The sequence below is a fragment of the Enterococcus sp. AZ177 genome (assembly GCF_050544585.1).
GTDB classification, from domain to species: domain Bacteria; phylum Bacillota; class Bacilli; order Lactobacillales; family Enterococcaceae; genus Enterococcus_L; species Enterococcus_L plantarum.
In genome coordinates this window covers 1,941,365-1,953,759 of record NZ_CP172944.1, presented here as the reverse complement: position 1 = coordinate 1,953,759, position 12,395 = coordinate 1,941,365, and the positions used below count along the sequence as shown (strand labels likewise).

The 12,395-nt window shown below is 37.6% G+C and carries 16 protein-coding genes; 15 read left to right on the top strand and 1 reads right to left on the bottom strand.

Annotation, left to right across the window (positions count from 1 at the left end; all coding sequences use genetic code 11):
- The first annotated feature begins 8 nt into the window (after positions 1 to 8).
- The 6 genes from IGJ34_RS09500 to IGJ34_RS09475 all read left to right on the top strand — a co-directional run bounded on the left by IGJ34_RS09500 (position 9) and on the right by IGJ34_RS09475 (position 4,856).
- On the top strand, positions 9 to 548 hold the full coding sequence (locus tag IGJ34_RS09500) for a phage major tail protein, TP901-1 family (protein ID WP_430597306.1): 540 nt from the start codon (positions 9 to 11) through the stop codon (positions 546 to 548).
- Complete coding sequence (locus IGJ34_RS09495) at positions 548 to 886, top strand: segregation and condensation protein B (protein ID WP_430597305.1); 339 nt, start codon at positions 548 to 550, stop codon at positions 884 to 886. The genes IGJ34_RS09500 and IGJ34_RS09495 overlap by 1 nt, the downstream gene beginning before the upstream one ends.
- A 98-nt stretch (positions 887 to 984) precedes the next feature.
- On the top strand, positions 985 to 1,320 hold the full coding sequence (locus tag IGJ34_RS09490; RefSeq protein WP_430597304.1) for a phenylalanine racemase: 336 nt from the start codon (positions 985 to 987) through the stop codon (positions 1,318 to 1,320).
- The gene (locus IGJ34_RS09485; protein ID WP_430597303.1) at positions 1,321 to 3,591 is read left to right on the top strand and encodes a phage tail protein; all 2,271 of its coding nucleotides are present in this window, start codon (positions 1,321 to 1,323) and stop codon (positions 3,589 to 3,591) included. It abuts the gene before it with no gap.
- Entirely contained in the window at positions 3,588 to 4,526 is a 939-nt protein-coding gene (locus tag IGJ34_RS09480) for a distal tail protein Dit (RefSeq protein WP_430597302.1), read from the top strand. Before IGJ34_RS09485 ends, IGJ34_RS09480 begins: the two co-directional genes overlap by 4 nt.
- Positions 4,527 to 4,538: 12 nt before the next feature.
- Positions 4,539 to 4,856, top strand: a complete 318-nt coding sequence (locus tag IGJ34_RS09475; RefSeq protein WP_430597301.1) for a hypothetical protein — start codon at positions 4,539 to 4,541, stop codon at positions 4,854 to 4,856.
- Here IGJ34_RS09475 and IGJ34_RS09470 read toward each other — a convergent pair.
- A complete protein-coding gene (locus tag IGJ34_RS09470) occupies positions 4,812 to 5,354 on the bottom strand; it encodes a hypothetical protein (protein ID WP_430597300.1) in 543 nt (180 codons plus the stop codon). The two genes, IGJ34_RS09475 and IGJ34_RS09470, sit on opposite strands and share 45 nt — an antisense overlap.
- A 58-nt stretch (positions 5,355 to 5,412) precedes the next feature.
- Here IGJ34_RS09470 and IGJ34_RS09465 point away from each other — a divergent pair, with 58 nt between their 5' ends.
- The 9 genes from IGJ34_RS09465 (at position 5,413) to IGJ34_RS09425 (ending at position 12,316) form a co-directional block, all read left to right on the top strand.
- Positions 5,413 to 7,374: a phage tail spike protein gene (locus tag IGJ34_RS09465; protein WP_430597299.1), complete on the top strand. Its 1,962-nt coding sequence runs from the start codon at positions 5,413 to 5,415 to the stop codon at positions 7,372 to 7,374.
- The gene (locus IGJ34_RS09460; protein ID WP_430597298.1) at positions 7,374 to 7,574 is read left to right on the top strand and encodes a hypothetical protein; all 201 of its coding nucleotides are present in this window, start codon (positions 7,374 to 7,376) and stop codon (positions 7,572 to 7,574) included. The genes IGJ34_RS09465 and IGJ34_RS09460 overlap by 1 nt, the downstream gene beginning before the upstream one ends.
- Positions 7,571 to 7,738 (top strand): phosphoribosyl-ATP diphosphatase, encoded by a 168-nt coding sequence (locus tag IGJ34_RS09455; protein ID WP_430597297.1) that lies wholly within the window; start codon positions 7,571 to 7,573, stop codon positions 7,736 to 7,738. Before IGJ34_RS09460 ends, IGJ34_RS09455 begins: the two co-directional genes overlap by 4 nt.
- Before the next feature lie 11 nt (positions 7,739 to 7,749).
- Complete coding sequence (locus IGJ34_RS09450) at positions 7,750 to 9,534, top strand: hypothetical protein (protein WP_430597296.1); 1,785 nt, start codon at positions 7,750 to 7,752, stop codon at positions 9,532 to 9,534.
- Positions 9,482 to 10,603 (top strand): metallophosphoesterase family protein, encoded by a 1,122-nt coding sequence (locus tag IGJ34_RS09445; protein ID WP_430597295.1) that lies wholly within the window; start codon positions 9,482 to 9,484, stop codon positions 10,601 to 10,603. The genes IGJ34_RS09450 and IGJ34_RS09445 overlap by 53 nt, the downstream gene beginning before the upstream one ends.
- A 16-nt stretch (positions 10,604 to 10,619) precedes the next feature.
- Positions 10,620 to 11,099, top strand: a complete 480-nt coding sequence (locus tag IGJ34_RS09440) for a hypothetical protein (protein WP_069655388.1) — start codon at positions 10,620 to 10,622, stop codon at positions 11,097 to 11,099.
- A gap of 5 nt (positions 11,100 to 11,104) precedes the next feature.
- Positions 11,105 to 11,245, top strand: a complete 141-nt coding sequence (locus tag IGJ34_RS09435) for a hypothetical protein (RefSeq protein ID WP_430597294.1) — start codon at positions 11,105 to 11,107, stop codon at positions 11,243 to 11,245.
- Between the two features lie 29 nt (positions 11,246 to 11,274).
- On the top strand, positions 11,275 to 11,550 hold the full coding sequence (locus tag IGJ34_RS09430) for a holin (RefSeq protein ID WP_111248351.1): 276 nt from the start codon (positions 11,275 to 11,277) through the stop codon (positions 11,548 to 11,550).
- 106 nt (positions 11,551 to 11,656) lie between these two features.
- Entirely contained in the window at positions 11,657 to 12,316 is a 660-nt protein-coding gene (locus tag IGJ34_RS09425) for a hypothetical protein (RefSeq protein WP_430597293.1), read from the top strand.
- Positions 12,317 to 12,395 lie beyond the last annotated feature (79 nt).

The following is a 12,395-nucleotide window of genomic DNA, read 5'->3' as shown; positions in this document are numbered from 1 at the left end:
GAAATAATATGCCAGAAGTAACAGGCTTTGAAAATGAATTATATTGTGATATGTCTTCAGTAGCAACTAAAGCAGTGGCAGGTAAAAATATTTTACTTGCTATTTTCAATACTACAGGAGATAAATTGCTTGCTGTGGCAGGTCAACAAGGACTGACAATCAATCGCTCAAAAGATTCAATTGAAATCACTTCAAAAGACACCAAAGGCGGTTGGAAATCAAAAATCGGTGGGATGAAAGAATGGTCTATTGATAATGATGGATTATATGTTCGCTCTGATGAATCACACACAGAGTTAAGTAAATATTTTGATGGAGATGATCCCGTTTGTATTAAAGTATTGGATATGCAAGCGAAAAAAGGAATGTTCGGCGGCTTGTGTATCGTAACTGATTATTCTTTTGAGGCACCTTTTGACGATGCGATGACTTATTCCATTAAATTAGACGGCATGGGTGCATTAGTTGATTTAGCCGATAAGGATGCCAACCAACTACCAGGAGAAACGGTCTCTTCTGAAGAAAATAAATCTGGAGGCGAAAAATAATGAGTAAATCAGAATTGCAAGAATTACAAGAGGGTCAATTTGAAGTCGAAGGCACGATTTATGAATTACGTTTTAACTTTCAAAAAATTAAAACAATTGAAAAATTGACAGGAAAGAGCGTAAATGCTGAAGCTGTCAAAAATGATGGCGTGTTGTCGTTACAGATGATGGAAACATTGTTCAGTATAGGTCTAGTAGAAACTAAAGGTTTAAAAGCCGTTCCGCAGAAAAAAGCAATGGCCATGTTTGAGCCGTTCGTTGAAGCAAACGGTGCATTGACTGTTAATGGAATGATTACAACTAAATTGCAAGAGGATATGGGTTTTTTATTCCAATAGAACTCGTCGATTACGAGTACTGGGACACTAGTCCAGCGAACACTCCAGAAGAGAAAAAGAGAAAAGAATTAGCAGAGCCATATCAAAGTGAAATTGATTTGGCTTTTTTTGTTGTTAATTTTGGTTATTCTAAAACAGATTACATGGCATTGACAGAAACAGAAAAAGCCTTTATACGTAAAGAATTTGAGCGCAAGACGATAACGGACTTTACTTATTTAAGAGATTCTGTTTTTAACGCTGTTTCAAACGCCATGCGCAAAAAAGGGTCTAAGTTTCAAGAGTTATTTAAGAGAAAACAAGCAAAAGCTGATGTCGATTTTAATGAAAAAGCAATTAATGTGGTTATGGAAGTTGAAGATCGAGATGGAAAATCTTGGGTTGATCAAATTTACCATGCTAACGGATTAATAACGCCGAGAGGAGGGGACTAGATGGCTGATTATACTCTTAGTGCAAAAATCACAGGTGACTCTTCTGGTTTTAAAGGTGCTATATCCGAAGCTAAAAGTTCTATCGAAAGTCTTCAAAGCAAAATAGTTGATGCAGGTTCTAAAATGCAATCTATTGGTAAAAGCATCAGCGGAGTGGGAAGTACATTAACCAGTAAAATCACTAAACCAGCAATGGTTGCAACAAGCGCTCTGGCAGGCATCGCTCTAGTTAAGGGATTTGATCGTTTGACTGGAATTGATGATGCAAGAGCAAAGCTAATGGGTTTGGGTCACGATGCAGGAACTGTTGATAAGATCATGCAATCTGCTACGACGTCCGTAAAGGGAACAGCATTTGGGATGGCAGAAGCGGCAACGACTGCAGCAGGAGCAACCGCAGCAGGCGTTAAACAAGGCGAGGAGTTAACTCGCTATTTGTCACTCACTGCAGACGCTGCGGCTATTGCTGGAACTTCCATGTCTGAAATGGGTTCAATCGTCAATAAAGTTACAACGAGTGGACGAGCGATGACTGAGAACTTAGAGCAACTATCCGATCGAGGTTTACCGATTTATCAATGGTTAGGGGAAGCTGCTGGTGTTGCCGCTTCCGATATTAAAGATATGGCTTCGTCTGGTGAAATATCATCCGAAATGTTTATGAATGCCATTGAAAAAAATATTGGCGGTGCAGCTCAAATCATGGGTCAAAATTCATTCAAATCAACGATAGCTAACATTGGTGCTTCCATTGGTCGTATTGGCGCCAACTTCTTAGATGCTGGTGGTAAAGGTGGAGGCTTCTTCTCTACATTAAAACCTATGCTTGCGGACTTTAATACAAAGCTCGGGTCTGTTGAAGCTATTGCAGGAGACTTAGGTGTAAAATTCGGAGAATCTTTTCAAAAAGTCATCACAACTGTTCAAGAACTGAAGGCAAAATTTGATAGTTTGTCTCCGGCTGTCCAGGATGTAATTCTAAAAGGTGCAGGAATGGGAGCTGCCTTCGCTTTAGGAATTGGTCCCGCATTAAAAATTATAGGTCCGCTCGTTACAGGATTTGGAAGTTTGATCAAAGTTATTGGATTTTTAGCTAGCCCAATTGGATTGATAACTGCAGCGATTGTCGCTTTAGTTGCTGGATTTGCATATCTAATGGCTACGAACGAAGAATTCCGAAATAAAATGTTGGAATTATGGGAACAGATAAAAACATCCATGGCTGAAGTTTGGCCAGCGATTCAAGAAATAATTACAACCGTCTTTCAAGTCGTAGCAGACATGTGGAATTCAGTGTTGAAACCAGTATTCGATATGATGCTAGACTTAATAGTAAATACTGTCATTCCAATGATTGTAGATAATTTTCAGAATATATTTTTACCTGCAATTCAAACGGTATGGGATATTATTAAAACGCTTTGGGAGACAGTCCTAAAACCAGTATTTGTTGCAATGCTACCGGTTGTTCAATGGTTGGTAGATGGTGTGAAAGTTGCAATGCCAATGATTAGTGACGTTTTTGCAACTGTCGTTGGTGCAATAAAGCAAATATGGGAAAGTTTACTTAAACCTATATTTGAGTTGATAAAAACTGTGATAGAAACTGTTTTGGTACCAGCTTTTCAAACCAACTTCAATATAATTAAAGAAGTTGTCAATGTAGCTTTTAGTGCTATTGGAAATATATGGAACAATACATTAAAACCAGTATTTACGGGGATCATCGATTTTATAGCTGGTGTGTTTACAGGCGACTGGGGAAGAGCTTGGGATGGATTAGTCAGTATTGCTGGTGGTATATTTGAAGGTTTAGTCACCGTGATCAAAACACCGTTAAATTTAGTTATAGGATTGGTGAATGGATTTATCGGAGGGTTAAACAATTTGAAAGTCCCAGACTGGGTCCCAGGAATTGGCGGACAAGGCGTAAATATAGGAGAAATTCCTTACTTACAATCTGGCTCGACTTCATTCAAAGGTGGTTTTGCACGGATGAACGAGGGTGGTCGTGGAGAATTAGCCATGTTACCATCAGGAACACAAGTTATTCCTCATGATATAAGTATGAAGTATGCTAAAGAATCCGCCAAACGAAATGTTGTAACAAACAATCGTGTTGATTCTGGGTCCGTAGTTTACGACTACAGAGGAATGAATGACGGTGCGACTTTTATTGTCAGAGAAGATGCTGATATTGATAAAATAGCGATAGCATTACAACAAAGACAAGACAAAGCTGACGGAAGAAAGGGGAGGAAACGAATATGATTGAACAGATTTCTCCTCTTCTAAAATTCCAATGCGAATCTCCATTACAAGGTTTGCCATCAGAAGCTTTGAATTTTGGAGGAACATTCTTAGAAGATATCATTCCGGGTTATCGCACGCTGAATGTACAAGGTAGAGAACTTTTTGAAACTGCAAATGAATATGCACAACTTGGAATACGTGACGGAGAACGACATATCTATAACCGAATTCCAGCACGTGAAATTGTTGTCCAATTTTATCTGAAAGCAGAAAATGATTCGGAGTTCAGAGATAAATTTAATAAGTTGAACGTGGCTCTATATTCTGAAAAAGAAGTCAAGCTTTGGTTCAATGATGAGCCTGAAATGTATTTTCAGGGAACAAAATCGTCTATTGATCCAGTAGACCCAGGCATAAACTGGTGTATTAGCACATTCACGCTTAGGTGTGGTGATCCCTATAAGTATACTAAGAGCGATGCAACTTCAGTGATGTGGGGATCAACAGTTATTACCTTCCAGTCTAATTACTTAATGGGAAATACAGGGTCAGGTGCGGTTGACATGCCTATTATCATTGAAGGCGGAGCTTATTGGGGATCAACTATGATAACATTCCAAAATAGATCCTATTTGATAGGGGACGATGGAACAGAATCTAAACCGATCGAAGTATACCCAACAGTAGAAGGAATGAAAGTTAAACCTACGATCACGATAAAAGGTACTGGTCGTGGTGTTTGGATAAAAACACGTAATGATACAGTTGATTTAGGTGATTTTGATAATGCAACAATCGTCATAGACACTGAAACATTCAACATCACTAAAAATGGTAAACCAATGATTAGACCGATGAATGATTTTTACATTTATCCTAAAGAACCGTTGTATATCCAAGCGAAAGATAGCGACTTTAAATTGACAATCGAATATCCAAATAGATACTTATAAGGGGTGATAAATGTGATAAATGAGCTAAAACAAATACAGAACATGCTCCAAGCTATTCTTAACTTAGAGCATGATGATCCACTAGAGGTTTCTAAAAATGGAATAATAAAAAGATTTGAAGACTCTCAAAATGATGGGCAACACAAAAATGCTATAGAAATACCTAAGGCACAAACCACAGAGTATTTTATTGAATTAACTGGTGGATTTGCTAAGATTCAACTGAGTAGTTACTCATCAAATGTTAAAGAAAAAACAAGCAATTTTACCGATAAGTTAAAAAAACTAAATCAAGCATATTTTGATAACTTGAAAAGCGGGAGATATTAATAGTTCTGGCAGTTCTATTGGAGAATTAGCTGACCAATAACTATTTGCCCATGATGCTGAGTGTAGTGATGAAAAGTCAGATAAGTCTTCTAAAGAACCACCTGCTATTAAAGTTGCATCATGAGTTTCTACAGAAGAAGTCATTGTATCTATTTCAAGAACAGTATAATTTCCATGATTTAAGTTCAATTTAGAAATCCACTTTCTAACTGAATCTTTATCAGGACATGCAAATAGTGCTTCCATGCGAGAGATGTTTGATTGAAAAAACAATCTTCTATGGTATTCGTAAATTGTTTCAAAAACTGTAGCTGCGGCATTATTTGAGTCAGTAGGTTTTGTAAAATACTGCATACCGTGAAATGAGAGACCTTTTGGGAAAAAGTCGTATAATTCATTTTTTAAATCAGAATTCAACGTAATATTTTCAAAAGGAGTAATAGAAACAATATCACCCGGTTGAAGAATTTTTAATCTATCTATATGATAAGCTTTCATTTTTTTCACCTCGCTCTCTAAATAAATTATATCAGAACGAAAGGAGAAGTGATATTCGTTGTTAATGACAATGGATTTGAAACGTGAATACACAGCTATTCTAGAAAATGCAACAAAAGTCAGCTACGAAAAAATTGAAAACGAAATCGGCAGTATAGAGTTTACAATGCCAATTGATGATCCGAAAAACGAACAAATTCAAGCGTTGCAATGGGTAGAGCTTACGGACAACGAAAATGAATACATTGGTTTGTACAGAATCATGCCTTCTGAAATAAAGAAGGACCGAAGTAACTATACGATCCACTACACTGCTTATCATGTTTTAGGGACACTTCTCGATAGTGTCCTTTTTGGTTACCATGAATTAGTCAATAAAAAGACTGTTGATGTGATCAATTACGTATTAGCACAACAAAAAGTAAAGCATTGGGTATTAAAAAAATGTGAGTTTACTCGCTATTTCTCATACGCTTGGGAAAATGAAAATGGACTAGCCGATGCTCTATTTAGTATTCCAAAAGCCTTTGATGAAGATTATATATGGGAATGGAACACCCAAGTTTACCCCTTTGAGTTATCACTGGTCAGACCAAAAACAGAGCCAATCTGTCGGATACAAGAAGGGTATAATATGGAAGGCTTTGAAATCAAGGTGGATCCTAACAGTCTTGTCAATCGTGTGTATCCATTAGGTTCTGGCGAAGGTGTAAATCAAATTAATATAAAATCAGTTAATAACAACGTGTCTTATGTGGAGGATAAAGCTTCCATTCAAAAATATGGTCTAGTCGAATATGTATGGGTAGATCAACGGTTTACTATTCCTCAGGCTCTAAAAGACAACGCTCAAGCCATGCTGAAAAAATGGGGAGAACCTAAAGTTAGCTGGTCAGTAACCGCTGCGGATTTAATCAAACTGACAGATAAACCCCTCGAAATTGATAAACTACGCCAAGGATCAGTAGTTATGATTAATACAAATGACTATGGTTCCGTTAATTTAAGAATAAAAAAAGAAGCGAAATCAGATGTATTTGGTCAACCTCAAAAACTTGACTTAGAAATCGGTAATTTAAAAGGTGATATCAACACGACCATGTCTGATCTTGGTAGGAAACAAGAAATCAACGAAACCTATTCTCAAGGTGCCACTAATATTCTGAACTATAGCTATCAAGATAATTGTGAGTCAGCATATCCAGCGATTATAGAGTTTTACTTGGATGACGATGTATTTCATGTGAACACGGTTGAATTGACGTTTAAAACGAAAAGATATCGAGGATACACTAAAGCTGTCAAAGGTGGTGGGGCAAGAGTACAGTCTACTTCTGCTGGTGGTGCTAGCACTCAAACGAGTACTGATGGCGGTAATTATTCTACAGGTTCAACTACTTCTGGTGGAGGCGGAAGCACAGCGACAAGTACGGTAGATGGTAAAAGTACGCAAACAAGTAGTGCTGGTGGAAAGCATAGACATCTAATGTTTACAAGAACCTCCAAATCTGGACCTATTTCGGATAAAGCATTGCGCTATGAAGCGATGAATGGTCAATTAGTTGAATTTGTGGGGATAAATGGCGATTTGTACACAAGGGAAGAGAGCGGGGAACATTCTCACACAGTGACTACTCCAGCACATTCTCATAACGTAAATATACCAAACCATACTCACAACTTTAGTATCAATATTCCAAAACATTCGCATAAGGTAACTATTCCAGCACATACGCATCAAGTCACGTTACCAGACCATACACATCCTCTCGAATGGGGGATATACGAAGCTCCGAATAGTGCAAGCAGTGTTGATATCATTGTAGATGGGAAAGTACTTACGCAACACGAGACAAGCCAACAACGACTTAATTTAGTGGACCATCTACGAAAAACAACCTCTGGGAAAATATCCAGAGGTAATCATACAATACAGATTAAACCAAACAGACTTGCGAGAATCGAAGCGCAAGTTATTTGTCGTGTATTTATTCAATCACAACTAGGAGGTCAATTTTAATGAAAGCTTTAGTAGTTACTTTGAAGAATGGTGTTCATGTACAGATGTATTTTGAAAAAGAATCAGAAGCAAAGGAAATCCGGAACAAAATATTGAAAAGTAAAAGCGAGTTTTGTGAAATGATCGATACTGCAACTGTAAGAGTGAGTGAGGTTGCTCTGATCGAAATCGTTAATGCTGAATTGGAGGGAATAGAATGAAAATTAAAGTGAAAAAAATAGATGGAGAAGCATTTACTGCAGAAACAGATAAATCTTTAGATGAAATTTTTGAAGAACTGTCTAACACTTCGGAAAATAGCTTTATCTTACTTGGGGAACACATCGAACAAAAAATGACAATCCAATCAATTGAAAAAGAATAGAGGTGATTTAAATGGCAGTTGAACAAATCAAAGAAACAGACACACTAAACCAAGGACGCGTAAAAATTAATGCTGTTTTAGATCAATCAAACGCATCATCAGAAAAGGTAGATGCTTACAAGACTGAACTGACAGAAGGTGTAAAACAAGCAAAAGAGATAGCTGAGAATGCTGGTAATCAAGCCAAGGAAATAGCCGAAGAAGCTGGAGAAAACGCCAATAAAAAAGCGGACCAAGCAATTGCTGATTCAAAAACAGCCGTTGATACGTCAAATCGGGCAATTAATACTGCCAATCAAAACAAACAAGATTTTGATGCGCTAAGAAATGAATTTGAGGACGTAGTTGCTGAATCTGGGGATAGCACCCCAGAAATTGTACAGGCAAGAACTGATACACAAGGAATCAAACAAACCACGTTACAAGCTCGATTAATCAAAGATTTTGGGGATCGATTGACTTCAGCTGATGCCGTACAAATGTTTAGCGGTCCAATAAATACTTCTAAAACTATGGACTTTTCTGGTAAAACGGCTGGCAATAAATCTAGCAATCCCCATGTTGCTTACGCAGATAACTCTTCAACGAGTTTAAAAACACCTACTGCTAGTTGGACAGAAATGAATCAAGAAGAATACAACAAAGTAGCTGGTCGTGATGATACGGGTGTTTCTACTGAATCGATGAGAAATGGTATTGTTCCGCAACAGAGATACGAGTTTGACATATTAGAAACGGTTAAGCAATTGGCACCAAATATATTTGATGGTTTAGACATTGGCGAATCAGTTAAATTCGTGAAAGATAATTTTATCTCCTTTAGCTTAAATACAAGAAGCAAAGCCAGCTCCTCTGGTAACAAAGTTTTAAAAGTAGCTACCTATTTAGAATCAGCCAATACCTATACTACACAAATCCAACAAAACGCAGCTGATTATACTGATTTTAAGATTGACATCAATGATAGTAACTTTATCAGTAGTGAGGGGAAATTGAATGTCCTGGTTTACACAGATAGTGCCAATGGTGTTACTGCATCTATAGTTGATACGGATTATATAGGTACACAATTAACGATTTCTTTGAATCCTTTGACTGTACTAGAGACGTCAGGATTCGTGAAAAAAAGTTATGTTGAATCAGAGGTATCGAATCTGGCTACTAAAACCGAATTAGATGAACATACAGTTAACGATGATAATCCGCATAATGTGTCAAAATCTCAAATAGGATTAGGGCTAGTGGAAAATTACAGTGTAGCTACACAAGAAGAAGCTGAAATTGGGGAAGTATCCAACAAATATATGACGCCAGTTCGCGTTTTCCAAGCAATTTCAGAGTGGGTCAAAGGAAAATTTGTTGGAAAAGTAGGAGATGAAGATGTTGGCGGTGTTAAAAACTTTACTAGCATCCCTCAAATTAACAATATTCCAATTGCAGTCGATAGAGGTGTAGCCTACAAAGAAATAACACTCAATACGTCAACAAATGCAAATATAAAAGGTGGCTTTATCCGACTTTGGCGTGTCGGTAACCTAGTAACTGTCGGTATCTATCTAAGTTTATCTGGTCCAGTCAGATGGGCAAATCTTGCGCCTTTCCCAAAAGGGTTTGTTCCGCAAAGTCCTGGAAGTTTTGGTGTTCCGTTAGGATCAAACGGCGGAGAACAACTTGCTGCTACACTTTATGGTGGATCTGGGAACTTCAGACTTTTAACTGCCGGTTCGTTACCTTCTTCTGGATATGATTTTCAAGGTACGGGAATTTATTACACAGAATCAGACTTTCCCAGTTAAGCCTCTGGATGTACCAGAGGTCTTTTATAAGTCTGCGCTGGATGAATTAAAAAATAAAATTAATCCCAATTTAATTTCCATCGGTTATCAGACGGACAATCACTATGATTTGTGGTATTGGGTGCAACATGTAGCAGACGGAATATCCAAGATAAATAATTTAGTTTATTTACAAGATTCTGTCGATGTACTGATTGCTGGAGGCGATAATGTTCAAAGTGGACGGATAGGGAAACAACTTAACGTAACTATAATGAATCAATGGCTGTCGTTTTTCTTCGCCGGCAATAAAGCTGACCGCTTTGCGTTACGAGGGAATCATGATGACGGATCGCAAAAGCCTAGTGATTTTAACAAAGTAAAACCAGCTTTAAGTGATGTTATCACTGCGGATGAGTTTAAATCCATGTATAGAACAAAAGCATGTAATTACGATGAAGTGAGAGATGGAGATAGTCTTTATGGCTACAAAGATTATACAAAATACAAAATCAGAATTATATTTTTAGACTCGATTGATAATCCAACAATAGTTGATTCTGCAGGCAAGCTGAAGTATTACGGTATGGGCACCATGGGATTTAGAGAAAGGCAGCTAAAATGGATAGCACAAGAAGCGCTAGGTAATTGCCCAGATGATTATCATGTAGTGATGTTTAGTCACGTCCCAATTGATGGTTCTCAAAATGAGGCGAATTCAATAAATCATAAGAGTTTGATAAAAATGATCAAGGCGTTTAATGATCGAACATCAGTAAAACTTGTAAGTGATAGTACTAGTATTTACCAAGAAGATTTCGGCGTAAATTTTGCGGTAGACTTTTCGGATCGCAAAACGAGTAATTTTGTTGGATACATCGCCGGACACAATCATACAGAAAAAATGACTTTAGTTGAGGGATTTAATGTAATCATTTGTCGCCAAGCTGTTTTCGAAGATTGGCAACCAGAAACGTCATTGGGCACAGCCAAAGAAGATGCTTTACAAGTGATACAGATTGATACAAATAATCGAAAAATTATTATTTTAGGATGCGGAAGAGCGACAAACAGAGAATTTAGTTACTAAGAGAGTAGGTGGACAAATGAATGATGTGAAACTCGAAGAATTACAGGACATTTTCGATGATCGCTATATAAAAAAAGAAGATTTAGAAAAGCAGGTAAATGAAGTTGCCAGTAAAAAGTACGCAAGTAAACAAGATTTATTAGAAGCAATTGGAAAAATTGAAGCAATGCAAGTTGAACAGACAAGGAACACTGAAATGTTAAACAAAATCTATGAAATTGTTATCTCGATACAAGAAGATCAAAGCCAACAAAAAGCAAAGCTTGCACTTTTAGCAACGGACGTAGAGATTGCAAAGAAAGTTTTGTTTAGACAAGTCTGGGAATCGTTACCTCGTATTGTGAGGGTCTTTGTGATAACGATTAGCATTTTCTTACTGTTGATTATCTTTTCGGCGCTAATAGGCGAGACTGCTAATCAATTTATGCAAACGAACGGTTTGTATGTGGCGGTAGCTACTGCAACAATAAGTTATCTATTTTCTAGAAAGGAGTGAACAATATGAGCTATTGTCAATGGTGGAATCCCTGGTGTAAAGGTAAACGAGCAGTGAAAAATGTTTTAAATGATCAAGTACTAAAAATTCTGGAAGAACAGAAAAAAGAAGAACAGAATATCAAAAAAACGAAAGAGGAAGCTTAGCGGCTTTCTCTTTTTTAGGAGGAAAAAGAATGGACAGTATATTAGCATCAGCTACAACGATTGTTGCGTTTGTATTAGCGGCAACACAACTAGTAAAGAAGTACACGGGAACAGATAATAAGTGGTTACCATTAATCAATTTGGGCTTAGGAGTAGCACTTGGCATTGGTTGGAGCCTTTCGTATGACCCGGAAAATTTAATTAACTTCATTTGGGGTGGCGCTATAGCTGGTTTAGCAGCAGGTGGGTTTTATGATTTAGGAGCAAGCAATTTAAAGAAGGGCAGTGAAGAGGATGGAGATTAAACGCCAGATTAGGTCTACTCCACAAGTAGGTTATGCACCTTACAGGCAAATTCATCCCCACAGCACTGGAAATCCTAACTCCACCGCACAGAATGAAGCGGACTTTATGAGCCGAAAAGATTTAAATAGCGGGTTCTACACTCACGTAGTTGGGAATGGACAGGTCATCCAAACAGCTGAAGTAGGACGTGGGGCTTATGATGTTGGTGGTGGGTGGAATTACGAAACGTATGCTGCAGTTGAGTTAATCCAAAGTCATGCCACGAGAGCAGAATTTGAACGAGATTATCGTTTATATGTGGAGTTGCTTCGACAATTAGCTAAAGAAGCAGGCATACCACTAACTTTAGATACCAAGGATTTAACGGGAATTAAAACTCACATGTTTTGCACTTACAATCAGCCGAATAATGGAAGTGACCACATTGACCCGTACCCTTATTTAAACCGGTGGGGAGTTACTGTCAATCAGTTTGAAAGTGATTTAGCGAATGGATTCAGCAGCGATTCAGCGGATAGCAATAGCCCAACACAAAAAATAGAAGAGGATGATATTATGTATATTTATGAAGTGACACGCAGACAAGGAAATACGGAAATTTGGTTCATGAACGGAGCAACTCGATGGTACTTACCAACAGATGAAGCAGTAGCGACTGCAGAAGCACAATTGAAAAAATATGGTCGTTCTACCGCTCGTATGCGCTTTAACTATGATAATTTCCAATTGAAACAGTTAGAGAAAGCTTCAAAAGAAATTAAATAAAGTCTTTTTCTTTGCAAAATGTGACAAGAGTTTATATACTTATCTTACCCTAATAACGAGACTTTTTTATAATCTCCCC

Coding starts and splice junctions, on each gene's coding strand:
- IGJ34_RS09500 (WP_430597306.1), top strand. CDS start 9: ATGCCAGAAGTAACAGGCTTTGAAAATGAATTATATTGTGATATGTCT.
- IGJ34_RS09455 (WP_430597297.1), top strand. CDS start 7,571: ATGAAAATTAAAGTGAAAAAAATAGATGGAGAAGCATTTACTGCAGAA.
- IGJ34_RS09440 (WP_069655388.1), top strand. CDS start 10,620: ATGAATGATGTGAAACTCGAAGAATTACAGGACATTTTCGATGATCGC.
- IGJ34_RS09450 (WP_430597296.1), top strand. CDS start 7,750: ATGGCAGTTGAACAAATCAAAGAAACAGACACACTAAACCAAGGACGC.
- IGJ34_RS09485 (WP_430597303.1), top strand. CDS start 1,321: ATGGCTGATTATACTCTTAGTGCAAAAATCACAGGTGACTCTTCTGGT.
- IGJ34_RS09460 (WP_430597298.1), top strand. CDS start 7,374: ATGAAAGCTTTAGTAGTTACTTTGAAGAATGGTGTTCATGTACAGATG.
- IGJ34_RS09435 (WP_430597294.1), top strand. CDS start 11,105: ATGAGCTATTGTCAATGGTGGAATCCCTGGTGTAAAGGTAAACGAGCA.
- IGJ34_RS09495 (WP_430597305.1), top strand. CDS start 548: ATGAGTAAATCAGAATTGCAAGAATTACAAGAGGGTCAATTTGAAGTC.
- IGJ34_RS09425 (WP_430597293.1), top strand. CDS start 11,657: ATGAGCCGAAAAGATTTAAATAGCGGGTTCTACACTCACGTAGTTGGG.
- IGJ34_RS09430 (WP_111248351.1), top strand. CDS start 11,275: ATGGACAGTATATTAGCATCAGCTACAACGATTGTTGCGTTTGTATTA.
- IGJ34_RS09480 (WP_430597302.1), top strand. CDS start 3,588: ATGATTGAACAGATTTCTCCTCTTCTAAAATTCCAATGCGAATCTCCA.
- IGJ34_RS09445 (WP_430597295.1), top strand. CDS start 9,482: ATGATTTTCAAGGTACGGGAATTTATTACACAGAATCAGACTTTCCCA.
- IGJ34_RS09470 (WP_430597300.1), bottom strand. CDS start 5,354: ATGAAAGCTTATCATATAGATAGATTAAAAATTCTTCAACCGGGTGAT.